The 22522-nt window shown below is 67.7% G+C and carries 24 protein-coding genes; 9 read left to right on the top strand and 15 right to left on the bottom strand.

What is annotated here, in order from left to right; translation table 11 throughout:
* The 4 genes from H977_RS36290 to hemE all read right to left on the bottom strand — a co-directional run.
* On the bottom strand, window positions 1-263 hold a 263-nt coding region (locus tag H977_RS36290), incomplete at its 3' end, for a helix-turn-helix domain-containing protein (RefSeq protein ID WP_502691226.1).
* Between the two features lie 100 nt (window positions 264-363).
* On the bottom strand, window positions 364-1059 hold the full coding sequence (gene hemQ, locus H977_RS0128365; protein WP_029111015.1) for a hydrogen peroxide-dependent heme synthase: 696 nt from the start codon (window positions 1057-1059) through the stop codon (window positions 364-366).
* 4 nt (window positions 1060-1063) lie between these two features.
* On the bottom strand, window positions 1064-2419 hold the full coding sequence (locus H977_RS0128370; protein ID WP_029111016.1) for a protoporphyrinogen oxidase: 1356 nt from the start codon (window positions 2417-2419) through the stop codon (window positions 1064-1066).
* A complete protein-coding gene (gene hemE, locus H977_RS0128375) occupies window positions 2416-3477 on the bottom strand; it encodes a uroporphyrinogen decarboxylase (RefSeq protein WP_029111017.1) in 1062 nt (353 codons plus the stop codon). The genes H977_RS0128370 and hemE overlap by 4 nt, the downstream gene beginning before the upstream one ends.
* 111 nt (window positions 3478-3588) lie before the next feature.
* Between hemE and H977_RS0128380 the strand changes: the two genes are divergently transcribed.
* A complete protein-coding gene (locus tag H977_RS0128380) occupies window positions 3589-4170 on the top strand; it encodes a DUF3000 domain-containing protein (RefSeq protein WP_029111725.1) in 582 nt (193 codons plus the stop codon).
* Between the two features lie 2 nt (window positions 4171-4172).
* Complete coding sequence (locus H977_RS0128385) at window positions 4173-5450, top strand: HRDC domain-containing protein (RefSeq protein WP_036477622.1); 1278 nt, start codon at window positions 4173-4175, stop codon at window positions 5448-5450.
* A gap of 3 nt (window positions 5451-5453) precedes the next feature.
* On the opposite strand, the gene H977_RS0128390 is transcribed toward H977_RS0128385, so the two are convergent.
* The 3 genes from H977_RS0128390 to nhaA are packed head-to-tail and all read right to left on the bottom strand — an operon-like array spanning window position 5454 to window position 9617.
* Window positions 5454-6353, bottom strand: a complete 900-nt coding sequence (locus H977_RS0128390) for an alpha/beta fold hydrolase (RefSeq protein WP_029111019.1) — start codon at window positions 6351-6353, stop codon at window positions 5454-5456.
* A 35-nt stretch (window positions 6354-6388) separates the two neighbouring features.
* Window positions 6389-8299, bottom strand: coding sequence for a 1-deoxy-D-xylulose-5-phosphate synthase (gene dxs / locus H977_RS0128395; RefSeq protein WP_029111020.1), 1911 nt, complete (start codon window positions 8297-8299; stop codon window positions 6389-6391).
* A gap of 28 nt (window positions 8300-8327) precedes the next feature.
* Window positions 8328-9617: a Na+/H+ antiporter NhaA gene (gene nhaA / locus H977_RS0128400; RefSeq protein WP_029111021.1), complete on the bottom strand. Its 1290-nt coding sequence runs from the start codon at window positions 9615-9617 to the stop codon at window positions 8328-8330.
* A gap of 188 nt (window positions 9618-9805) precedes the next feature.
* Between nhaA and H977_RS0128405 the strand changes: the two genes are divergently transcribed.
* The gene (locus tag H977_RS0128405) at window positions 9806-10894 is read left to right on the top strand and encodes a GGDEF domain-containing protein (RefSeq protein ID WP_036477626.1); all 1089 of its coding nucleotides are present in this window, start codon (window positions 9806-9808) and stop codon (window positions 10892-10894) included.
* Between the two features lie 19 nt (window positions 10895-10913).
* Here the strand turns inward: H977_RS0128405 and H977_RS0128410 are convergent, their stop codons facing one another.
* Window positions 10914-12143 carry a class I SAM-dependent RNA methyltransferase gene (locus H977_RS0128410; protein ID WP_029111023.1) on the bottom strand — a complete coding sequence of 410 codons (1230 nt, stop codon included), beginning with the start codon at window positions 12141-12143 and terminating at the stop codon, window positions 10914-10916.
* The gene (locus H977_RS0128415; protein ID WP_029111024.1) at window positions 12140-14137 is read right to left on the bottom strand and encodes an APC family permease; all 1998 of its coding nucleotides are present in this window, start codon (window positions 14135-14137) and stop codon (window positions 12140-12142) included. Before H977_RS0128415 ends, H977_RS0128410 begins: the two co-directional genes overlap by 4 nt.
* Window positions 14138-14243: 106 nt before the next feature.
* Here H977_RS0128415 and H977_RS0128420 point away from each other — a divergent pair, with 106 nt between their 5' ends.
* Both H977_RS0128420 and H977_RS0128425 read left to right on the top strand, forming a co-directional pair.
* A complete protein-coding gene (locus H977_RS0128420) occupies window positions 14244-14918 on the top strand; it encodes a potassium channel family protein (protein WP_029111025.1) in 675 nt (224 codons plus the stop codon).
* 46 nt (window positions 14919-14964) lie between these two features.
* Complete coding sequence (locus H977_RS0128425; protein WP_029111026.1) at window positions 14965-15633, top strand: potassium channel family protein; 669 nt, start codon at window positions 14965-14967, stop codon at window positions 15631-15633.
* Window positions 15634-15647: 14 nt separating this feature from the next.
* Here H977_RS0128425 and H977_RS0128430 read toward each other — a convergent pair whose 3' ends face one another.
* Both H977_RS0128430 and H977_RS0128435 read right to left on the bottom strand, forming a co-directional pair.
* Window positions 15648-16241 carry a DUF3159 domain-containing protein gene (locus H977_RS0128430; RefSeq protein WP_029111027.1) on the bottom strand — a complete coding sequence of 198 codons (594 nt, stop codon included), beginning with the start codon at window positions 16239-16241 and terminating at the stop codon, window positions 15648-15650.
* Between the two features lie 98 nt (window positions 16242-16339).
* On the bottom strand, window positions 16340-16711 hold the full coding sequence (locus H977_RS0128435; protein ID WP_029111028.1) for an OB-fold nucleic acid binding domain-containing protein: 372 nt from the start codon (window positions 16709-16711) through the stop codon (window positions 16340-16342).
* A gap of 134 nt (window positions 16712-16845) precedes the next feature.
* Here H977_RS0128435 and H977_RS0128440 point away from each other — a divergent pair, with 134 nt between their 5' ends.
* A complete protein-coding gene (locus H977_RS0128440) occupies window positions 16846-17565 on the top strand; it encodes an alpha/beta fold hydrolase (protein ID WP_029111029.1) in 720 nt (239 codons plus the stop codon).
* Window positions 17566-17577: 12 nt separating this feature from the next.
* Here the strand turns inward: H977_RS0128440 and H977_RS0128445 are convergent, their stop codons facing one another.
* Both H977_RS0128445 and dut read right to left on the bottom strand, forming a co-directional pair.
* Window positions 17578-18381: a DUF3710 domain-containing protein gene (locus H977_RS0128445; protein ID WP_029111030.1), complete on the bottom strand. Its 804-nt coding sequence runs from the start codon at window positions 18379-18381 to the stop codon at window positions 17578-17580.
* The gene (gene dut / locus H977_RS0128450; protein WP_029111031.1) at window positions 18381-18845 is read right to left on the bottom strand and encodes a dUTP diphosphatase; all 465 of its coding nucleotides are present in this window, start codon (window positions 18843-18845) and stop codon (window positions 18381-18383) included. Before dut ends, H977_RS0128445 begins: the two co-directional genes overlap by 1 nt.
* Window positions 18846-18870: 25 nt before the next feature.
* Here dut and H977_RS0128455 point away from each other — a divergent pair, with 25 nt between their 5' ends.
* Window positions 18871-19350 (top strand): DUF3093 domain-containing protein, encoded by a 480-nt coding sequence (locus H977_RS0128455; protein ID WP_029111032.1) that lies wholly within the window; start codon window positions 18871-18873, stop codon window positions 19348-19350.
* Between the two features lie 84 nt (window positions 19351-19434).
* Here H977_RS0128455 and H977_RS0128460 read toward each other — a convergent pair whose 3' ends face one another.
* The gene (locus H977_RS0128460; protein ID WP_029111033.1) at window positions 19435-19737 is read right to left on the bottom strand and encodes a DUF4193 domain-containing protein; all 303 of its coding nucleotides are present in this window, start codon (window positions 19735-19737) and stop codon (window positions 19435-19437) included.
* A 165-nt stretch (window positions 19738-19902) separates the two neighbouring features.
* Between H977_RS0128460 and cei the strand changes: the two genes are divergently transcribed.
* Window positions 19903-20553, top strand: coding sequence for an envelope integrity protein Cei (cei, locus tag H977_RS0128465; RefSeq protein WP_029111034.1), 651 nt, complete (start codon window positions 19903-19905; stop codon window positions 20551-20553).
* Here cei and H977_RS0128470 read toward each other — a convergent pair.
* A complete protein-coding gene (locus H977_RS0128470) occupies window positions 20527-21372 on the bottom strand; it encodes an inositol monophosphatase family protein (RefSeq protein ID WP_029111035.1) in 846 nt (281 codons plus the stop codon). The genes cei and H977_RS0128470 overlap by 27 nt on opposite strands.
* A 158-nt stretch (window positions 21373-21530) precedes the next feature.
* Here H977_RS0128470 and ppgK point away from each other — a divergent pair, with 158 nt between their 5' ends.
* A complete protein-coding gene (gene ppgK / locus H977_RS0128475; protein WP_029111036.1) occupies window positions 21531-22352 on the top strand; it encodes a polyphosphate--glucose phosphotransferase in 822 nt (273 codons plus the stop codon).
* Window positions 22353-22522 lie beyond the last annotated feature (170 nt).

Raw genomic sequence — 22522 nt, forward strand, 5'->3', positions numbered from 1 at the left:
TCCTGAGCTACCTGCTGCGCACACGCACCCTCGTCGATCACCTTGCCCACCACTTCGAGCTTGAACTCGAACGAGTACTGCGTTTTGGTCGGTTTTGCCACCAGTACCTTCCTGCCATGCAGGACCCAACGGCGATATATTTCGCGAACCGGCCCCCGGCTCACTCCCAGATACCTCGCCGTGGCGCCATAGCCCCGACCCTGCTCGAACAACGCTACCGCCGCACCACGTTGAGCCTCACTCAACGAACTAGAAGGATGCAAAAAAGTACTCCCCAGAAGAAGAAACTGAATTTCTCAGTCCAACTTCCGGGGAGCACTTCAAGAAATGGGCAGTTTTACGTCTGCTCGCGCAAGGAAAAAGCTACGGAAGCTTGGCGACCAAATCCTCGACGCTGATCCGCGGGCCGGTGAAGAACGGTGTCTCCTCACGGGTGTGCCGGCGGGCGTCGGTGGCCCGCAGGTCGCGCATGAGGTCGACGATGCGGTGCAGCTCGGGCGCTTCGAAGGCCAGGATCCACTCGTAATCGCCGAGGGCGAACGCCGGCACCGTGTTGGCCCGCACATCCTTGTAGCCGCGGGCGGCCATGCCGTGCTCGGAGAGCATGCGGCGGCGCTCCTCGTCGGGCAGCAGGTACCACTCGTAGGAGCGCACGAACGGATACACGCAGATGTAGTTGCCCGCTTCCTCACCGGCGATGAAGGCCGGCACGTGGCTCTTGTTGAACTCGGCGGGCCGGTGCAGCGCGACACTGCTCCACACCGGGTCGCTGATGCGGCCCAGCGCAGTGGCGCGGCGGAAGTCCGAGTAAGTCGCCTGCAGCGCCTCGATGTTGTCGGCGTGGGTCCACACCATGAAGTCGGCGTCGGCCCGCAGCCCGGCCACGTCATACAGGCCACGCACAACCACGCCGCGCTCTTCCTGGGTCTTGAAGAAGGCCGCGGCCTCCTCGGTGATCTGGGTGCGCTCCTCACCCAGTTCCCCGGGCTGCACCGCGAAAACCGAGAACATCAGGTAGCGGATGGTGGAGTTCAGTTCGTCGTAGTCCAGCTTGGCCATGCGCTTATCGTGCCACGCCGCTGTACACCAATTCCGCGGCCGCCCGGGTGGCGGTCCCCACACATGCCGGCACCCCGATCCCGTCGAGATATCCGCCGGCCACCGCCAGCGTCGGGGGCAGACCCGCACGTAGTTCGGCCACCAGCTCGGCGTGGCCGGGACCGTACTGCGGCATCGCGTCGATCCAGCGGTGCACGTGGCTGTCCACCGGATCCACGGTGACCCCGAACAGCGTGTTCAGATCGCGGGCCGACCACGCCAGTAGGTCCTCGTCACCGGTGCTCCGAGCGATGTCATCGCCGTAGCGGCCGAACGACAAGCGCACCAACTCGACATTGCCGCGCCTGCCCCATTTGCGCGACGACATGGTGACCGCCTTGGCGTTGAGGCGTTCACCCGCTGCCACCAGCACACCCGACTGCTGCGGCAACGGTGTCCCGCCCGGCAGCGCCAGGGCCACCACCGCCGCCGAGGCCACCCGGATGCGGCCTGCCGCGGCCGCCGCGCGCGGAGCGATGTGTTCGACCAGCGAGGGCAGGTGCGGCGCCGGCACCGCCAGCATCACCGCGTCGGCGTACCAACTCGTGCCCTCGTCGTCGAGCACAGACCAGCCGCGACTGCGACGGTCCACTCGCACCGCGGCCACCTGGGCCCACCGCACGTCGGCGCGGCGACGCAGCTCCTCCAACAGCACGGTGTAGCCGCCGTCGACCGCACCGAACACCGGCGCGTCGGACGGTGGCGGCAGCGCCTCACGCACGGCCTCGGTGAGGCTGCGGGCACCGCGGTCCAGTGCGGCCGCCAGGGACGGCACTGCCGAACGCAGCCCGATCGTGGCCGAGGACCCCGCGTACACGCCGGTCAGTAACGGGTCGACGGACCGCGTGACCACCTGCTGGCCGAACCGGTCGCCCACCAGCTCCGCGACGGACGGATCGGCACCCCGTGTCCAGCGCAGGGGCCGGGAGCGCTCGTCGAGGATGCGTGCCACGGTCTCGTCGTCGACGAGGCCGAGCAGCGACGACGCCTGCGCCGGAATGCCCTGCAGGGTCCCCTGCGGAAGCTGATGCAGCCGCGCCCCGCTGTAGATCAGCGGTCGGGCACCGGTGGGGCTGAGCCGACGGCCCGCAAGGCCGAGCTCACCGAGCAGGTCCAGCATCTCGGGCCGGCGCACCACGAACGCCTCTGCCCCGACATCGAACGGCTGCCCGCCGACCCGTTCGGTGCGCAGCACCCCGCCGAGCCGGTCGGCCGGATCCAGCAGCGTGATCGCCGCCCGCGGCCCGGCCGCCAGGCGCAACCGGTATGCGGCGACGAGCCCTGAAATACCGCCGCCGACAACGCAATAGGACGCACTCACAGCGAGTGCACCAGCGTCACCGCCTCGGTGATGATGCGGGGATCGGTCGCCGGCAGCACACCGTGGCCCAGATTGAAGACGTGACCGGCCGCTCCGGCCGCCACCGCGGCACGCCCGTCGTCGACCACGCGGCGCACCGCCGACTCGACCACCGGCCAGCCCGCCAGCAACACCACCGGATCGAGGTTGCCCTGCAGGGCACTGCCCGGTTTGACCCGGGCCGCGGCGTCGACCAGCGACGTGCGCCAGTCCACCCCGACCACGGTGGCCGGCGCAGGCCCCAACGCCTCTGACATCGCGCCCAGCAGCTCTGCGGTGCCGACGCCGAAATGTGTCATCGGCACGCCTGCGGCGGCCATGGTGGCGAAGACGCGGGTGGTGTGCGGAAGCACGTAGGTGCGGTAGTCGGCCAGCGACAGCGTCCCGGCCCAGGAGTCGAACACCTGCAGGGCATCGACACCGGCGTCGACCTGGGCCTGCAGGAAGGCGATGGTCAGATCGGTCAGCGCGCTCATCAGCGCATGCCAGGTGGCCGGCTCCCCCAGCATCATGGCCTTGGTGCGCTCATGGTGACGGCTCGGGCCGCCCTCCACCAGATAGGAGGCCAGCGTGAACGGCGCGCCCGCGAAACCGATCAGCGGAACCTCGCCCAGCTCCCGCACCAGCATCGACACGGCCTCGGTGACCGGTGAAACCTGGGCCGGATCAAGCGGTTTCATGCCTTCCACGTCGGCCACCGACCGGATCGGCTGCTCGATCACCGGACCCACATCGGGGACGATGTCCAGACCGATCCCGGCGGCTTTCAGCGGCACCACGATGTCGGAGAACAAGATCGCGGCGTCCACGCCGTGCCTGCGCACCGGCTGCAGGGTGATCTCGCAGACCAGATCAGGATCGAAGCAGGCCTCCAGCATGCGGTGCTGGGCACGCAGCGCGCGGTACTCCGGCAACGAGCGGCCGGCCTGCCGCATGAACCACACCGGCAGACGGTGCGGGGTGCGGCCGCTCGCAGCGGCAAGATAAGGGGAATCGGGCAGCTCCCGGCGGGTATTCATCGGCTCCTATGGTGCCACGTGCCGCCGGGCGCAGACCGTTGCCGGTTCGTGACGGCCCGACTTCGGCGCGCCTGCGTCCTGTCCTGGCGGTATCCGCTAGCGTCAAACGCCGTGACCTCTGCCGAACCGGCCCAGTTCCGGACGGCGGTGGCGGCGATGAACGCCACCACCGTACGGCCCGAAATCGAACTGGGTCCGATACGTCCGCCACAGCGGCTGGCGCCTTTCAGCTACGCGCTGGGCGCCGAGGTCAGGCATCCCGAAACGGCGATCATCCCGGAGCGCTCGGAGGGCGACGCCTTCGGAAGGCTGATCCTCTTGCACGACCCCGACGGGGCCGAGGCCTGGGACGGCACCATGCGCCTGGTCGCCTATATCCAGGCCGACCTGGATTCCACCGAAGCCGTCGACCCGCTGCTGCCCGAGGTGGCCTGGAGCTGGCTGGTGGACGCCCTGGAAGCACGCGCCGAGCACGTCACCGCGCTGGGCGGGACGGTCACCGCCACCACCTCGGTGCGCTACGGCGACATCTCCGGCCCGCCGCGGGCCCACCAGCTCGAGCTGCGGGCTTCCTGGACCGCCACCAATCTGGAACTCGGCCCGCACGTGGAGGCGTTCTGCGAAGTTCTCGAGCACGCGGCCGGCTTGCCCCCGACCGGTGTCACCGACCTCAGTTCCCGTACCCGCGCATAACAATGAGTGCAGAGGACCCTGACGACGCCGACGCTGTCGAGGACGACACCGTCGAGACCGAGACCGAGGACGAATCCGTCCCACTGCTCACACCCGCCGAAGGGGTGCCCGAGCTCTGCGTCACCGCAGGTGAGATCTCTTCCGCCGCAGAATCTCTCGCGAAAGGCACCGGCCCGTTCGCGATCGATGCCGAGCGTGCCTCCGGTTTCCGCTACTCCAATCGCGCCTACCTGGTGCAGATCCGGCGCGCCGGCTCCGGTACCGCGCTGATCGACCCGGTCAACCACGGCGGCTCCCCCATCGACGCGATGGCTCCGGTGGCCGAGGCCCTGGCAGGAGACGAATGGGTGCTGCACGCCGCCGACCAGGATCTGCCGTGCCTGGCCGAGATCGGCCTGCGCCCGGGCAAGCTCTACGACACCGAATTGGCCGGCCGGCTGGCCGGTTTCGAGCGAGTCAACCTGGCCGCCATGGTGCAGCGGCTGCTCGGTCTGCAATTGATGAAGGGACACGGCGCGGCGGACTGGTCCAAACGGCCACTGCCGGCCGAATGGCTCAACTACGCCGCCCTGGACGTCGAGGTGCTTCTCGAACTGCGCGACGCGATCGCCTCGGTTCTGGAGGAGCAGGGCAAATCCGATTGGGCGGCACAGGAATTCGAGTACCTGCGCACCTATGTGGCACAACCCACCCGGCGCGACCGCTGGCGGCGTACCTCCGGCATCCACAAGGTACGCAACCCGCAGGCGCTGGCGGCCGTGCGCGAGCTGTGGACGACGCGCGACACCATCGCCCGCGGCCGCGACATCGCACCCGGACGGATCCTGCCCGACGCCGCGATCATCAACGCCGCCACGGCCGATCCCAAGACGGTCGACGAACTCATCGCACTACCGGTCTTCGGCGGCTCCAAACAGCGCAAGAGCGCCAAGGTCTGGCTGGACGCACTGAACCGGGCCAGGGAGAACACCGACCCGCCCGACGCCAACGACGCCCAGAGCGGCCCGCCCCCGGCGGCCCGCTGGGCCAGGCGCAAGCCCGAGGCAGCGGCCCGGCTCGAAGCTGCGCGCGCCGGGCTGGCCGAACTGTCCGAACGCGTTTCGGTACCCGCGGAGAATCTCATCACGCCCGAGGTGGTACGCCGACTGTGCTGGGACTGGCATCCCGTCGGCGACGTGGCCACCGCGGTGTCGGAGTTCCTGGTCGAGTCCAACGTGCGGCCGTGGCAGCGGGAGCTGACGGTGCCGGTGCTGACCGAGGCACTCAGCTCCGACGACTGACACTCACCCGCCCACCCGGTCGATGTGGGCCAGGAAATGCGTGAGCACCGCCTGCGGATCCTCGATCTGCGGCCAGTGCGCGATGTCGTCCGCGAGCATGATCACGTCGGGTTCGGGAATCACCTCGAGGTAGCGCTGCGCCATGTGCCGTCCCGAATTCGGGTCCGACGGCCCGTCGATGAGCCGCATCGACACCGCGGTCTCCCGCATGGCCCGCACCCAGCGATTGCGGTGGGTGTAGCGGTCGTTGACGAACCGTCCGACCTTGTGCAGGACCCGCTTTCCGTCGTTGTGTTCGAGGATCTGGTGGAACTTGTCCATCAGTTGCGGTGACGGTTTGGTGTTCACCCCGAACATTTCGTTGATGGTGGGCTCGACGAGCCGGCGCGAGAATCGGCTGCCCTGCAGCGGACTCATGATGTCGCCCATCGGGGTTCGTGACATCACCTTCTGCATCAGCCGCGGCGTGTAGGCCTCGTTGAAGAGTCCGCCGTTGAGCCAGGTGATCGATTCGATGTCCAGTGCGCCGTAGGCGCGTCCGCCGAACTCGTGGCGGGCCAGCAACTCCTGCCCGACCGACACACCCAGATCATGGGCCAGGATGTGGGCGCTGCCGACCCCGAGGTGATCCAGCAGCGCCTCGTGCATATCGGCGTGGTCGGGCACCGAATACCCGTAGGCGACCGGTTTGTCGGAGAATCCCATGCCGATCATGTCGGGCGCGATGACGGTGAACCGCTCGGTCAACGTGGGCCAGATCAGCGACCAGTCCCACGAATTGAACGGATAGCCGTGGATCAGAAGGAGATTCGGTCCGCTTCCTGCGACCCGGTAGAAGATGTCGAAGCCCAGGTAGTCGAAGAACTGCCCGGCGTCCTTCCAACTCTGCAATTCGGCGTCCATGCCTGCAACCTAGCCGAACACCGCCCGGACAGGCCCTAGTCGACCTGGTGCGAGACTTCCTCGCCCATCGGCGCACCGATCGCGGCGATCCACCCCGTGATCTGACGGGCGATGTGCCGGTCGGTCAGTCCCACCTCGGCGAGCACCTCGCCACGCGAGGCATGTTCCTGGAAGACCTGCGGGACACCGAGATCCCGGCACGGCACGTCGATCTCGGCGCGCCGCAGCGCTGCGGACACCGACGAGCCGATGCCGCCGTGAACGCCGTTGTCCTCGACGGTGACGACGAGTTTGTGTCCACGGGCCAGCTCGCCGAGGACTGCGGGGACCGGCAGCACCCAGCGCGGATCCACCACCGTGACACCGATGCCCTGATTGCGCAGCCGCTCGGCGACCGCAAGGCCCATCGACGCGAACGAGCCCACCGCCACCAGGAGTACGTCGTCGGTCAGGCCGGCTGCCGGGACCGCGAGCACATCGATGTCGCCGCGCCGCCGGATCGCCGGAATATCTTCGCCCACACCGCCCCTCGGAAACCGAAGGGCGGTCGGACCATCGTTGACCGCCAACGCCTCGCCCAGTTCCTCGCGCAGCCGCGCACCGTCGCGGGGGGCGGCGACCCGGATGCCCGGGACGACACCCAGGATCGAAAGGTCCCAGACCCCGTTGTGGCTGGCGCCGTCCGGGCCCGTGACACCGGCCCGGTCCAGCACCAGGGTTACCGGCAGCTTGTGCAGCGCGACGTCCATCATCAGCTGATCGAATGCCCGATTGAGGAAAGTCGAATAGATCGCCACCACCGGATGCAGGCCACCCATGGCCAGACCGGCCGCCGAGGTCATCGCATGCTGCTCGGCGATACCGACGTCGAAGAAACGATCCGGAAACCGCTTCCCGAACGAGCTCAGTCCCGTAGAGCCCGGCATGGCCGCGGTGATCGCCACCACGTCCCGGCGTTTGGCACCGATCTCGACCAGCTCATCGGAGAACACCGACGTCCAACCAGGTGCCGAGGCCTTCGTCGGCAGCCCGGTCTCCGGATCGATGACGCCGCATTGGTGCATCAGCTCGGCTTCGTCGTTCTCCGCATGTGCATAGCCCATGCCCTTACGGGTCACGACGTGCACGATGACCGGGGCGTTGAAGCCACGGGCGTGGCGCAGCGCGTTTTCCACCGCGTGCTCGTCATGGCCGTCGATCGGACCGACGTACTTGATCCCCAGATCGGTGAACATCACCTGCGGGGCCACCGCATCCTTGATGCCGGCCTTGATGCTGTGCATGCACTGATAGCAGAACTCGCCCACGACAGGCAGCCCGCGCACGGCCTTGCGGCCCTCCTCCAGGATGCGTTCATAGGCCGGTTGTAGGCGCAGGCCCGCGAGGTGGTCCGCGAACCCGCCGATGGTGGGCGCGTAGCTGCGACCGTTGTCGTTGACCACGATCACCACCGGGCGGCCACCCGTGGCGATGTTGTTCAGCGCCTCCCAGCACATGCCACCGGTCAGGGCGCCGTCACCGACGACGGCCACGACATGGCGATTGCGGTGCCCGGTCAGCTCGAAGGCCTTCGACAGGCCGTCGGCGTAGGACAGTGCCGTGCTGGCGTGGCTGGACTCCACCCAGTCGTGCTCGCTCTCGCTGCGCGACGGATATCCGGACAGACCGTCTTTGCACCGCAGGGTGTCGAAATCCTGCGCGCGTCCGGTCAGCATCTTGTGCACGTAAGCCTGATGGCCCGTGTCGAAGACGATCGGATCGTGCGGCGAATCGAACACGCGGTGCAGCGCCAAGGTGAGTTCGACGACCCCCAGGTTGGGGCCGAGATGTCCACCGGTTGCAGCGACCTTGTGGATCAGGAACTGGCGGATTTCCCGCGCCAGATCAGTCAGCTGAGACTGTGTCAGGTGCTGCAGATCAGCGGGACCGCGGACCTGTTCAAGCATTCCGCCAGTGTACGCACGCATCCCCGGCTCAGTCCTGTCGAGGCTGATAGACATCGGGCACTCCATCGTGGTCTGCGTCGAGGGTTTCCAACTGGTGGATACGGCGATATGCGGCGTTGCGCGACACCAGGACCACCGCCGCCAGCAGGCCCGCCACCACCGATCCGGTGACCACCGCGATCTTCACATCGTCGTCGGCAACGGTGGCGTGACCGAACGCGAGTTCACCGATCAGCAGCGACACGGTGAACCCGATCCCGGCCAGCATCGCGACACCGAGCACATCGCGCCAGGCCAGATCTTCGTCCAGGGTGGCATGGGTGAACCGGGCCAACAGATACGTGGTTGTCAGCACGCCGATCGGCTTGCCGAGCACCAAACCTGCGATCACCCCGATGGTCACCGGATGCGAGAGCGCATCGGCGAAGCCCGACCAGCCACCGACCGTCACGCCCGCGGCGAAGAACGCGAACACCGGCACGGCGAAGCCCGCCGAGAGCGGCCGCACCAGGTGTTCGAAGTGTTCGGCCGAGGCATGGCGGCCCAGCACCGGGACAGTGAAACCGAGCACCACGCCGGCCACCGTGGCGTGCACGCCACTGGCATGGACGAGTGCCCAGGCCAGGATGGCCAGAGGCATCAGGATCCACCACTGCCGCATACCGCGCTGCACCGCGAACGCATAGATTCCGATGGGGATCAGCGCCGCGATCAACGGCCCGAGTGCGACGTGGTCGGTGAAGAAGACGGCGATGACCGTGATGGCCAGCAGATCGTCGACGACGGCCAACGTGAGCAGGAAGATCCGCAGCGCTGCGGGCAGGTGCGTGGACACCACAGCCAGCACCGCCAACGCGAACGCGATGTCGGTGGCGATCGGCACCGCCCATCCGTCGATGTTCTCCGGGTGCCCGGACAGCAGATTGATCCCGACGAAGATGGCCGCAGGCACCACCATGCCGCCCACGGCCGCCGCAATGGGCAGTGCGGCACGGGCCGGATCACGGAGGTCACCGGCGACGAACTCACGCTTGAGCTCCACGCCGACGACGAAGAAGAACACCGCGAGCAGGCCGTCGGCCGCCCAGGCCGACAGACTCAGATCAAGATGCAGGGACTGCGGGCCGACGGCGAACTCCGAGAGCCGGTGATAACCGGCTGACCACGGTGAATTGGCCCATACCAGGGCCGCCGCGGCAGCCGCCAACAGCAATGCCCCGCCGACCGTCTCGGTGCGCAGCAGCTCCGAGACCCGCTGCCACTCGGGCCATGACCCACGTGCCAGCAGACGTCGACTGTTTTCGCGGCGATTGCTCATCGGGCTCCTGGGGTCAGCATGCATCGAACGCCGACCAGACTTCCCGGCACACCTGCGGTTCACGCTAACAGGTGAGGCGCGCGAGCAAATATCGACGAAGTACGTGGCAGCGCCTCAAACCGGCGACAAAACTGCGCCCCCCATGATTACGTAAGGTGTAGACGAAGTCGATTAGTCCGGGGTGCGGGTTGAGTCCATTCGATCACTATTACGCGCGTACCGCCCTGCTTGCTGCGCAGGGCAAGCGCACCCGGATGCAACGCACGATCGGTGCCACGATCGTCGGGTTGAGCCTCATCCCGCTGTTGGTGTTGACCAGCCCGAAAGGTCCGCACGGCGGCCTTCAGTATGTGGCGGTGGGCGTCAGCGTCGGCGGCTTGATCCTGGCGCAGTGGTGGTGGCGGCGGCAGTGGCCCAGCCGCACTCAATCCTGGATCGTCGTGTCGATCGGCACCGCGTGTATCGCGGCCACCTGCATCCTGCTGGTGGACCCGGTCGTCGGCCTCATGGGTTCCAGTTCCTTGAGCCTGATCACCGCCTATACGGCGTTCCTGCACAGTCGCCGGGTGCTGCACCTGACCTGGCTGGCCTCCGGTGTGGTGGTGGGCTTTCTCGGGGTCCGGGTGGCGCTGGCCGACGCCTGGCTGGGCGTCGCCGGCGCGTTGGTCGCGGTTCTGGTGATCCTCGGGACATCGTCACTCTGCCGGATGGCCGTCGAGTTGATCGAACCCGACCGCGTCCAGCACCCGGGCGAGATCGACCCGCTGACCGGGCTGCTCAACCGCGACGCCTTCGACATGCACACCGCCACGATGCTGGGCTCCCACAGCCGCCACGACGATCAGTACCTGGTGATCGTGGCGGTCGGCATCGATGACATGGCACTGCTCAGCGACATGGACGGCAGCCACAGCACACTTCACGCCCGGGTCGCCGTGGCTCAGGCCATCCGCGAGACCGTGCGCCACAAGGTGCCGCTGGCCCATGTCTCCGACAGCGAATTCCTGATCGCCGATGTGTTCAAGACCAACGATCCCTCACCGCTGGTCAACCGGATCCGCATGGCAATCACCACCACGCCCATGCGTCTGACGGCCAGCATCGGCACGGCCTGCAGCCAGTTGCGCCCGCTGACCGAACTGCCCACCGAGCAGGTCGTCGACGCCCTCGTGGCACTCGCCGATACCGCGATGAACCAATCGAAGGCCGAGGGCGGCAACCGGGCCACCTATGCGCACTTCCCCACTCCGACGATGGGCCCCGACACCCAGGAGTGAACGGGACCGTTCGTCCGGGTCAGCGGGTCAGTACCGCGACGCACTCCACATGATGGGTGAGCGGGAAAGAATCGAACACCCGCAGTTCCTCCACCGCATAACCCTGCCGCAGATACAGCCCGACATCGCGGGCGAACGATGCCGCCTCACAGCCGATGTGGATGATCCTCGGCACCTCGGTGGCGGCCAGAGCGTCGATCACCTCGCGGCCGGCGCCGGTGCGCGGCGGATCGAGCACCGCGACATCGGGGCGGCCCTTCTCTGCCGACAGCGCGCGCCGCACCGAGTCGGTGACGACCGAGACCCACGGCAGGTCGGCCAGCGCGCTGCGGGCCGCCCGCGACGCCCCACGGGAGGTGTCGACAGTCAGCACGCGGCCGTCCGGCCCGACCTGCTCGGCCAGTGCTGCGGCGAAAACCCCGGCGCCGCCGTACAGGTCCCACGCCGTCATGCCCGGCTGCAGCCCGGACCAGCCGGCCACCAGCCCGCTGTAGAGCGCGGCCGCACCACGATGGGCCTGCCAGAACGCCGTCACCGGCAACATCCACTGCCGTCCGCCGACGCGCTGCACCGCCTCGTAGTCACCCTCGATGACGCGGGTGGCGTTCTTGGAGCCGGCGGTGCGGGCTCCTTTACTCCCGGTGGCCTTGGGCCCGGATTGCACGATGTGCCTGCGACCGTCGGAGTCCAGCACCACATGCACGTGCGCGCCCGGTGTCCAACGCATCTCGCTCAGGCCGTCGGTCAGCTCGGCGGGCAGTTGTCCGCAGTCGAGATCGGTGACCAGTTCGGCGCTGTGATAGCGATGGAATCCCGCCCGGCCGTCGGCTGTGGTGTCCAGCCGTACGCGGGTCCGCCAGCCGCGGACCTCACCGGCATCGACCGGTTCGGCGGCGGGCGGCTCGTCGCGCAGCTCGTCGTGCCAGCTGAATCCGCCCAGCCGCGACAGCTGGTTGGCCACCACCGCGCCCTTGAGCCGCCGTGCCGCACCGGGTTCGGCGAACGCCAGATCGCAGCACCCGGCACCGTCCACCCCGGCGATCGGGCACAACGAGGGCACCCGGTCCGGCGAAGCCTCCAGGACCTCCACAACCTCTGCATGCCAATAGGAACCGCGTTCGTCGAACACGTTGACCCGTACGGTCTCGCCGGGCAGGGCGTACCGGACGAAGACCACTCGCCCGTCGTGACGGGCCACGCAACTGCCGCCGTTGGCCGCGGGTCCCGTCGTCAGCGTCAGTTCTGTCATTCCAGGAATCCCCGGCGCGCGTCACCCGGAGTGACACGCGGCTGCAAGGCCCTCAAGCGCTCCGACGAATTCAGTTGCCACGGAACCGATGTCACCATGACGTTCGGAATGAACAGCAGCCGGCCCTTCAGGCGCAACGCGCTCTGGTTGTGCAGCACCTGTTCCCACCAGTGACCCACGACGTATTCCGGGATGAAAACCGTCACCACGGTCCGCGGCGATTCCTTGGTCACCCGCTTGACGTAATCCAATACCGGACGGGTGATTTCACGATAGGGGGAAGCGATCACCTTCAGCGGCACACTGATATCGCTGTCTTCCCACTGATGTACCAGTGCACGCGTCTCGGCGTCGTCGACGCTGACCGTGATGGCCTCCAGCACATCCGGCCGGGTGGCACGCGCATAGGCCAGCGCCCGCTTGGTCGGCAGGTGCAGTTTCGACACCAGCACCACCGCGTGGTTGCGGCTGGGCAGCACGATGTCGCCGCCTTCGCTTTCGTCCTGGCCCTCGAGCTCATGGGCCACCGTGTCGTAATGCTTGTGGATGAGCTTCATGATCACGAACAGTGCGCTCATCGCGAGGATCGCGATCCAGGCCCCGGCGAGGAACTTGGTCACCACGACGACTACCAGCACCGTGCCGGTGGCCGTCAGGCCGATCGCGTTGATGACGCGCGAGCGCATCATGTGCCGCCGCACGGCAGGATCGGTTTCGGTGCGCAGCAACCGAGTCCAGTGCCGGACCATGCCGATCTGGCTGAGCGTGAACGATACGAACACGCCGACGATGTAGAGCTGGATCAGCGCGGTCACCTCGGCCCGGAACGCCACCACGAACGCCATCGCGGCGAAGGCCAGGAACAGGATGCCGTTGGAGAACGCCAGCCGGTCACCGCGGGTGTGCAGCTGGCGCGGCAGGAACCGGTCCTGGGCCAGGATCGACCCGAGCACCGGGAATCCGTTGAAAGCGGTGTTGGCCGCCAGCATCAGGATCAGGGCCGTGACACCGGCGATCAGGTACAGGCCCACCGGGAAGTTGTGGAACACCGCATCCGCGAGCTGGGCGATCAGTGTCTTCTGGTCATAGCCCGGCGGAGCACCGATCAACTGCTCGTGCGGGCGTTCGGCCATCTTCACGCCGGTGGCCTTGGCCAGCAGGATGATGCCCATCAGCAGTGTCACCGAGATCACACCGAGCAACAGCAGAGTGGTTGCCGCGTTACGCGACTTGGGTTTCCGGAACGCCGGCACACCGTTGCTGATCGCCTCGACACCGGTCAGTGCCGCCGAACCCGACGAGAACGCGCGGGCCACGAGGAACACGAGTGCGAAGCCGAGTACCTCACCGTGTTCGGGATGCATCTCGAAACCGGCGGATTCCGCGCGCAGCGGGTGATCCAGAACGTAGATCTGGAACAGTCCCCAGCCCAGCATGATGTACATGCCGATCATGAACGCGTAGGTGGGAATCGCGAACGCGGTACCCGATTCTCGCAGCCCGCGCAGGTTCATCGAGGCCAGCAGCAGGATCGCCACCACCGCGAAGATCACCTTGTGCTGACCGACGAACGGCACCGCCGAGCCGATGTTGGACATCGCCGACGACATCGACACCGCAACGGTCAGCACGTAATCCACCATCAAGGCGCTGGCCACCGTGAGCCCCGCGGTCGGCCCGAGGTTGGTGGTGACCACCTCGTAGTCGCCACCACCGGACGGATAGGCGTGCACGTTCTGCCGATAGCTCGCGATCACGATCAGCATCACGCCCGCCACCGCGAGGCCGATCCACGGCGTCAGCGAATACGCCGTGAGCCCGGCCACGGAGAGCACCAGAAACACTTCTTCGGGTGCGTAGGCCACCGACGACAAGGCGTCGGAAGCGAACACCGGCAGGGCTATCCGTTTGGGCAGGAGGGTGTGAGAGAGCTTGTCGCTGCGAAACGGCCGCCCCAGAACCAATCGGCGCGTTGCCGTCGAAAGCTTGGACACGAGAGCCAAGACTAAGCCCGAACACGAAAAGACGGGACAAAGCTGTAGCGTTCCGGGTGCACGGATAGCGCAACAGCGTGTTTCTGCCACCGGAAAGGACCATCGGGTGCGTGTAGTGGTCATGGGGTGCGGCCGGGTGGGCGCCTCCCTCTCAGACAGCCTGGCCCGCATCGGCCACGAGGTCGCGGTCATCGACCGCGACAGCACCGCGTTCCACCGGCTGTCGCCGGATTTCGCCGGCGAACGGGTGCTCGGCATGGGCTTCGACCGCGACGTGCTGCTGCGTGCCGGTATCGAGGAGGCCGGCGCGTTCGCCGCGGTGTCCTCGGGCGACAACTCGAACATCATCTCGGCGCGAGTGGCCCGGGAAACGTTCGGTGTCGAGCGCGTGGTGGCGCGTATCTACGACGCCAAGCGTGCGGCGGTCTACGAGCGGCTGGGCATCCCGACAGTGGCCACGGTGCCGTGGACCACCGACCGTCTGCTCAACGTGCTGACCCGGGAAACCGAGACCACCAAGTGGCGGGATCCGTCGGGCAATGTGGGGGTGGCCGAACTTCCGCTGCACCAGGATTGGGCCGGGCACCTGGTCACCGAGCTGGAATCGGCCACGGGCGGCCGCGTGGCCTTCATGATCCGGTTCGGCAACGGCTACCTGCCCGAACCGAAGACCGTGATCCAGGCCGGCGATCAGGTGTACGTGGCCGCGGTGTCCGGGCACATCGCCGAGGCGCTGGCCATCGCGGCGCTGCCGCCGAGCGAGGACCTCGGATCCGCATGATCGCTGCCGTGAAGCCTGTCAACGACGAGCGCGAGGAGTGGCGCCGATGAAAGTTGCCATCGCCGGGGCCGGAGCCGTCGGCCGCTCCATCGCCCGCGAACTGCTCGACAGCAACCACGACGTGACGCTGCTGGAGCGCAATCCCGAACATATTGACGTCGATGCCATCCCGGCCGCCCACTGGCGGCTCGGTGATGCCTGCGAGCTCACCGTGATGGAGTCGGTCAAGCTCGAAGAATTCGACGTGGTGATCGCGGCGACGGGCGACGACAAGGTGAACGTCGTGGTCAGCCTGCTCGCCAAGACCGAGTTCGCGGTGCCGCGGGTGGTGGCCCGCGTCAACGATCCCCGCAACGAGTGGCTGTTCGACGAGAACTGGGGCGTGGACGTGGCGGTGTCCACCCCACGCATGCTCGCCTCGCTCGTCGAGGAGGCCGTCGCCGTCGGTGACCTGGTGCGGCTGATGGAGTTCCGTAAAGGCCAGGCCAACCTGGTCGAGATCACGCTGCCCGACGACACCCCGTGGGGCGGCCGTCCCGTCAAGCGCCTCGACCTGCCCCGCGACACCGCACTGGTGACCATCCTGCGCGGGTCCAGGGTGATCGTGCCCGAATCCGATGAGCCACTGGAGGGTGGCGACGAGCTGCTGTTCGTGGCCGTCACCGAGTCCGAGGACCAACTGCGCGAACTGCTGCTGCGTCCCGCGCCGCGCTAACCGGCGGATCGCGCTCAGTCGGTGTTTTGAGCGGTGTCCTGCGCATGCACAGCGCGCTGTGCGGCCCGGATGGCCAGATAGGTCACCAACGCGGCGATGGCCGTCAGCGGCCAGCCCATCGCGATACGCGCGAAGCCCAGCCAACCGGTCTGGTCGGAGTCGTAGAGGTACTGCTGCACCAGGAACCGTGACGCGAACACCGCGACCCAGGTGAGCGTGGCGATATCGAAGGCCACCACCGCCCGGCGGACGTCCCGCCAGGCCCGGTCGTGCGAATTCACCCAGCCCCAGATGTAACCGACCACCGGGCGCCTGATCACCACCGACACCCCGAATGCGACGGCATACAGCAGCGAGCTCCAGATGCCAAGCAGGAAATAGCCTTTCGACTCCCCCACCAGGTAGGCGATGAGTGCGCTGACGCCGACGGCGAAGAAGCCCGACACCGCGGGCTGTACGGATTCGCGGCGGATCAACCGCCAGATCAGGATCAGGGTCGCCACGCCGAGCGCCGCGGCGATCGCGGGCATCAGCCCGAATGCTGTGGAAACCGGTACGAACACCACCACCGGCAGCGACGAATAGATCAGGCCGCTGATGCCACCCATCTGGTCGAGCACGGCCCGTCCGCCGCCATGGGCAGGATCCGGCCCCGGCTCACTCTCGGGGGGTTGAGATGCGTTGCCTGTGTTCTTTTCGGCCTGGCTCACTTCTGGATTTCGTAGCGGGGGTTGTAAATCGCCTTGGTGCCGTTCTCCAGCTTGCCGACCCGGCCGTGCACCCGCAGGGTGCAGCCGGACTCGATACCGGGGATGCGGCGCTGCCCGAGCCAGACCAACAACACAGTGTCGGTACCGTCGAACAGCTCGGCTTTGATGCCGCCGGAACACCCCTTGCCATTACATTCGACGCTGCGCAGAGTGCCGACCATCGTCACTTCCTGGCCGCGCTGGGCGTCGATCGCCTTGAGCGCGCCGGTGTTGGCGGCTTCGTCGCTGAGCTCTTCGACATCAAGCTGTTCGGGGTCTTCCGTCAGGCGTCGCGTAAGCCGGCGCAGATACCCTTCGGCCGTAGCCATGGCCTCTCCTGACCTTCTGCGGATCCTCTGTGAATCCGCCCAACCAAGGCCACGGTAGACCTCTTGTTGAGGGAATGCCACGTGGGGTGCGGGTCGGCACGCCGACGATTTGACGGGGCAGGCACGATCGTGTGATGAGCGTCATCCTCCACGGTGTCCCAACGGTTCTGCTGCCCGGTACCGGGTCCGACGACAACTACGTCTACCGGGCTTTTTCTGCCGCGCTGCACGCCGAAGGGGCACTGGTGGTGACGCCGCCACCGATTCCGGACCGGCTTGTCGAGGGCTACCTGCACGCCTTGGACGACGCGGCCCGCTCGGGTCCCATCGCGGTGGGCGGAGTGTCCATCGGCGCGGTCGTGGCGGCGCGGTGGGCGTTGGACCACCCGGGCCACACCGTGGCGGTGCTGGCCGCCCTGCCGCCCTGGACGGGTTCATCCCAGCACGCCCCCGCCGCTCTGCTGGCCCGGCAGTCCGCGGAACTGTTGCGCCGGGACGGACTGGCCGCCACGGTCGCGCAGATGCGTGCCTCCAGCCCGCCGTGGCTCGCCGACGAACTGGCGCGCTCCTGGGTGGGCCAGTGGCCGACTCTGCCCGAGGCGATGGAGGAAGCCGCCGGTTACCGTGCGCCCGGCAGTGCCGAACTCGAACAACTCCGGGTACCGATGGGTGTCGCGGTGGCCACCGACGATCCCGTGCATCCGGCCGAGGTGGGCTATGAGTGGGTGGCCGCCGCGCCGCGGGCGGCGCTGCGTTCCGTCACCCTCGAACAGATGGGGTTCGACACCGGCGTACTTGGCGTCGCGTGTCTGGCGGCGCTGCGGGAGGCCGCCAGCGACACCGTGGCAGGTTGAGACCGGGGGGACTTACCCGCCGGTGATGGTGCGCAGCTGCTGCATCGCCGAGCCCTGCACACTGCGGCGCGCCACCGGCTCGGCCGGCGGCTGATCCTGCGGCGCACCCTGTGCGGCGGCGAGCTGCTGGGCGGCCTGCTGCATCGCGGCCTGCTGCGCCGCGGACCTCAGCTGCTCAGCCATCGGCTCCGGCAGCTGCACCTGCAGCGGCGTGCGGACCGGCATCGGCGTATCGCCGCGACGAACCACACTGTCCGCCAATGACGCTCGCGCCTCGTCGACGAGCGCGTCGATGGTCTCCGGAGCACCGTTGACCACGCAGCGCACCATCCACCGGTAGCCGTCGACGCCGATGAAGCGCACCACGCCGCCATTGCCGGCGCCGACCACCTCGCGACCCCAAGGGCCGTCCTGGATGTTGACCGAGCTGGCGTCCTTGCGCAACGACTCGGCGAGTTCGCCTGCCACCTCACGCCACAGACCCGCGCTCTTGGGTGCGGCGTAGGCGGCGATGGTGAACCGCCCGTTCGGCGTGACCACCCACACCGCGCTGGGCGCCCCGGCCTCGTTGAGCTCGACCTGGACCTGCCCACCGTCGGGCATGGGGATCAGCACCGAGCCGAGGTCGAGCCTGCCCTGCACCGCGACCTCTGGATCGTCGAAGTCCTCGATGTCGAAGGGGCCGTCATCCACCTGACCCTCGTCGAGATCGTCGGCCGGGTCGGCCGGGACCGCCTGCTCGACAACCTGCTCGTCGCCGTCCTGACGAGCGGAGTCGTCAGCCGAATCGTCGTTCTTGCGTTTTCCGAATGCCATCACAAACTCGCATGTCCGCCGGAGGAACCGTGACCGCCGTCGCCACGGGAGGTGTCGGCCAGGCCGGCCTCGTCGAACGAGGTCACCTCGACCAACTCGGGCAGTTCTACCCGCTGCACCAGCAGCTGGGCAATCCGGTCACCGCGGTTGACCACGATCGGCGTGTCGGGATCCAGGTTGATCAGCGAAACCTTGATCTCGCCCCGATAACCGGCATCTACCGTGCCCGGACTGTTGACGATCGAAAGACCCACGCGGGCAGCCAAACCCGAACGCGGATGGATCAGTCCCACCATTCCGTGCGGAATGGCCACGGCAATCCCGGTGGGAACGAGCTCGCGTTGCCCGGGGGCCAGCTCGACATCGCGCGCGCTGTAGAGGTCTACGCCCGCGTCCCCATCGTGCGCCCGGCTGGGCATCGGTAGTTCGCGGTCCAATCGGACGACCGCCAGAGAGGTGGACACGACGTCACAGATTACTCTGAGCCGCGTGTCAGACACGCGCGCAACCACCCAAAGCGTTCAGTACCGCGAACGTTTGTGGGTGCCGTGGTGGTGGTCGCTGCCGGCTGCGCTGCTGGCAGGGGTGATCGCGTTCGAGATCGGCCTGGCCGCGCCGGCCATTCCGGCGTGGTTGCCCTACCTGTTGCTGTTCGGCGTGGCGGGGGCCGTGCTGATGTGGTTCAGCAAGACCGAATTGAAGGTGGTGCGCGACGGCGCCGGCGACACCGAGTTGTGGATCGGTGACGCACACCTGCCGACGAGTGTCATCTCGCGGACCGCAGAGGTGCCGCGGTCCGCCAAGTCGGCCGCACTGGGCCGTCAGCTCGATCCTGCCGCCTTCGTCGTGCACCGGGCCTGGGTTGGCCCGATGGTCCTGGTGGTACTCGATGATCCGGATGACCCCACCCCGTATTGGCTGGTCAGTTCGCGCCATCCGGATCGCGTCCTCGCTGTGCTCCGCGGCTGAGCCGCGAATCCAGCTGGGGCGGCTGAGCCGCGAATCCAGCTGGGGAGGCTGAGCCGCGAATCCAGCCCGGGCGGCTGAGCCGCCTCAGGCGGCGCAGTCCGTGCAGATCATCACGCCGTTCTTCTCGCTCGCCAGCCGGCTCCTGTGATGCACCAAGAAGCAGCTGGAGCACGTGAACTCGTCGGCCTGCTTCGGGACCACCCGCACCGACAGTTCCTCGCCGGAGAGGTCTGCGCCCGGCAGCTCGAACGACTCGGCCGTTTCTGTTTCATCGACATCCACAACAGCGGATTGCGCCTCGTTGCGCCGTGCCTTGAGCTCCTCCAGCGAATCCTCAGAAACCTCGTCTGCTTCGGAACGCCGTGGAGCGTCGTAGTCGGTAGCCATCGTCCGTGTCCCCTCCCTTACCTTGCAGCAGAGCTTTGTACCAGCGTCGAACGCATTCCCCAAATTATTCGTGCCCGTATTGCCACACGTTTCAGTGTGATTTACGTCACACTACCGTCTGAGCACTGCTGCGCCAGCGAACACCGTTGCCCTTAGAGTGCATGTGTGGTCGCGCAAATCACCGATGGCACAGCATTCGACCGACACGGTCGACCGTTCCGTCGGCGCAGTTTCGTTCCCGGCATCGTGCTCTTCGTCGCGCTTGCGGTGGTGACGATGATCGTGTGGATCATCGCGCTCAGCCAGCCCGCCGATGTGCACGAGGCAACGGTCTGCAACAACCCGCCGCCCGCCGCCGATCCGGCGGCGCCCAAGCTCGGCGAACAAGTGGCCCGCTCGGCCATGACCGAGGTCACACCCGCACCGCTTGCCGAGACCAGGATCCGGGTGCTCAATGCGAGCGGCCAGGGCGGTCAGGCAGGCGAGGTGGCCGGTGCGCTTCGCGATCTGGGCTTTGCCCAGCCCGAGGCCGCCAACGACCCGATCTACGCCAACACCCGGCTGGAGTGCCAGGGTCAGATCCGGTTCGGCCCGTCGGGCCGCACCGCCGCCGCCGCGGTGTGGCTGGTGGCTCCGTGCACCGAGCTGTTCCAGGACGAAAGGCCCGACGCCACAGTCGATCTGGCGCTCGGAACCGAGTTCAGCGAGCTCGCCAGCAACGATGACATCAAGGCAGTGCTGGCCAGCCTGCGGCCGGACGCCACAGCGCCGTCGGATTCCGCGCTGCTGTCAAAGATCCATACCGGCGCCTGCTAGCGCGCCGTGCAGGGCGCCGGCGATGCCCGGCGCGGACGCGGCCACCTGCTCGCAACCGGCGGCGGACGGCAACCACACCGTCGCCCCGGCCTCCGCCGCGACGAGCGCCGCCGCGGCCCAGTCCCAGACCTGGACGCCCTCTTCGTAGTACGCGTCCAAGCGGCCCGCGGCGACCATGCACAGATCGAGCGCACACGAGCCGATACGGCGCACGTCACGCACCGAGGGCAGCATCTGGGCCAGCACTCCGGCCTGCCGGCCACGCCGGCCGGCATCGTAGGCGAACCCGGTACCCACCAGCGCCATGGACAGGTCCTCCACGCCGCTGCACCGCAGCGCGGTCCTGACCCCGTCCCGCACCACCTCGGCGCCGTGGCCCAGCGCGGCCGAGTACACCTCGCCGTCAGGCACGTTCGCGACGGCTCCGGCCACCGACCGCCCGTCGTACTGCACGGCCACCGACACCGCGTAGGCGGGGATCCCGTAGACGAAGTTGACCGTGCCGTCGATCGGGTCGAGCACCCAGCTCAGTCCCCGGCGGCCGTCCTGCTGGCCGCCTTCCTCCTCCCCCAAGACCGGTTCCCCGGGCCGCAACACCGCCAGCCGCTCACGCAACCGCCGTTCGGTTTCGGTGTCGACGATCGTGACGGGGTCGGTCGGGGTGCTCTTGGATCTGACGGTGCGCACGTCGTCACGTACCGCTGCGCCACCGGAGCCGAACACCTCGGCGCGGCGGCGGGCGACGAACTCGGCGGCTTCGGCGGCGAGTTGCTCGGCCACCACTCGCAGGGCGGGAGCATCGAAACTGTTGTCGGTCACGGCCCTATCGCAACATCTTCCGCCCGAAAAGTCGCTTCGCGGTGGGCGCCGGACCACCCGCGGGTGTGAGGTCGAGCGACTAGGGTGGGGACGCGCCTTGGTTTGTCCCTCACCATGTCCGACAGCCTGCTCACCGCCTGTCCCACAAAGGAGCACCCATGACCGCAGCCGACGCACCCGCGGCAGATCCGGTTCCCGCCGTCGAAGCCCAACGCCGCGGATTCGGCGTCGACGTCGGCGGTAGCGGGATCAAGGGCGGCATCGTCGACCTCGATACCGGGCAGCTCATCGGCGAGCGGTTCAAGCTCGACACGCCGCAGCCGTCGACGCCCGAATCGGTGGCCAAGACGGTGGCTGCGGTGGTGGCCGAGTTCGGCTGGACCGGCAGCGTGGGCGTCACCTACCCGGGTGTCGTCACCGAGGGCATGGTGCGCACGGCGGCCAATGTCGACAAGGGCTGGATCGGTGTGAACGCCGCCGAGGTGATCAGCGCCGCGCTCGGCGGCCAGCCGGTGCGGGTGCTGAACGACGCCGACGCCGCCGGCCTCGCCGAGGAGCGCTACGGGGCGGGCAAGGACAACTCCGGTGTCGTGGTGCTGCTCACCTTCGGCACCGGCATCGGCTCCGCCGTGATCCACAACGGGGTGTTGTTGCCCAACACCGAATTTGGTCACCTCGAGGTGGACGGCAAGGAGGCTGAACACCGCGCCGCGTCCTCGGTCAAGGAACGCAAGGAGTGGAGTTACGCGCGGTGGAGCGAAGAGGTGAACAAGGTTCTGGTGACCATCGAGAACGCGATCTGGCCGGACCTGTTCATCGCGGGCGGCGGCATCAGCCGTAAATCCGACAAGTGGCTGCCACTGCTGAAAATCCGCACCCCGATCGTCCCGGCCGCTTTGCTCAACAGCGCCGGTATCGTCGGTGCGGCCATGGCCAGCGAGAGTCTGGTGACCACCGGCACGCAGGCTACCGCCGGGTAACTTTGCCGCTTTCGGTCGGCGACGTGCCGAAATTTGCCGCTCGGCACGGTGAACACCCACACTGTCGTTACAATGGTCCTCGGCGGCCGCCTACCGAATAGCGGTGAATATCCCAGCCGATAAGAACGCCAACATTCGATAGCAGACGCTTTCGGTGGAGTATGCCCATG

The organism is Mycobacterium sp. URHD0025 (genome assembly GCF_000426065.1).
Lineage (GTDB): Bacteria > Actinomycetota > Actinomycetes > Mycobacteriales > Mycobacteriaceae > Mycobacterium.

Excerpts from the sequence above, each read along its gene's own strand:
- hemQ (WP_029111015.1), bottom strand. The coding sequence starts at position 1,059 with ATGGCCAAGCTGGACTACGACGAACTGAACTCCACCATCCGCTACCTG.
- hemE (WP_029111017.1), bottom strand. The coding sequence starts at position 3,477 with ATGAATACCCGCCGGGAGCTGCCCGATTCCCCTTATCTTGCCGCTGCG.
- H977_RS0128385 (WP_036477622.1), top strand. The coding sequence starts at position 4,173 with ATGAGTGCAGAGGACCCTGACGACGCCGACGCTGTCGAGGACGACACC.
- H977_RS0128390 (WP_029111019.1), bottom strand. The coding sequence starts at position 6,353 with ATGGACGCCGAATTGCAGAGTTGGAAGGACGCCGGGCAGTTCTTCGAC.
- dxs (WP_029111020.1), bottom strand. The coding sequence starts at position 8,299 with ATGCTTGAACAGGTCCGCGGTCCCGCTGATCTGCAGCACCTGACACAG.
- nhaA (WP_029111021.1), bottom strand. The coding sequence starts at position 9,617 with ATGAGCAATCGCCGCGAAAACAGTCGACGTCTGCTGGCACGTGGGTCA.
- H977_RS0128410 (WP_029111023.1), bottom strand. The coding sequence starts at position 12,143 with ATGACAGAACTGACGCTGACGACGGGACCCGCGGCCAACGGCGGCAGT.
- H977_RS0128425 (WP_029111026.1), top strand. The coding sequence starts at position 14,965 with ATGAAAGTTGCCATCGCCGGGGCCGGAGCCGTCGGCCGCTCCATCGCC.
- H977_RS0128430 (WP_029111027.1), bottom strand. The coding sequence starts at position 16,241 with ATGGGTGGCATCAGCGGCCTGATCTATTCGTCGCTGCCGGTGGTGGTG.
- H977_RS0128435 (WP_029111028.1), bottom strand. The coding sequence starts at position 16,711 with ATGGCTACGGCCGAAGGGTATCTGCGCCGGCTTACGCGACGCCTGACG.
- H977_RS0128440 (WP_029111029.1), top strand. The coding sequence starts at position 16,846 with ATGAGCGTCATCCTCCACGGTGTCCCAACGGTTCTGCTGCCCGGTACC.
- H977_RS0128445 (WP_029111030.1), bottom strand. The coding sequence starts at position 18,381 with ATGGCATTCGGAAAACGCAAGAACGACGATTCGGCTGACGACTCCGCT.
- H977_RS0128460 (WP_029111033.1), bottom strand. The coding sequence starts at position 19,737 with ATGGCTACCGACTACGACGCTCCACGGCGTTCCGAAGCAGACGAGGTT.
- ppgK (WP_029111036.1), top strand. The coding sequence starts at position 21,531 with ATGACCGCAGCCGACGCACCCGCGGCAGATCCGGTTCCCGCCGTCGAA.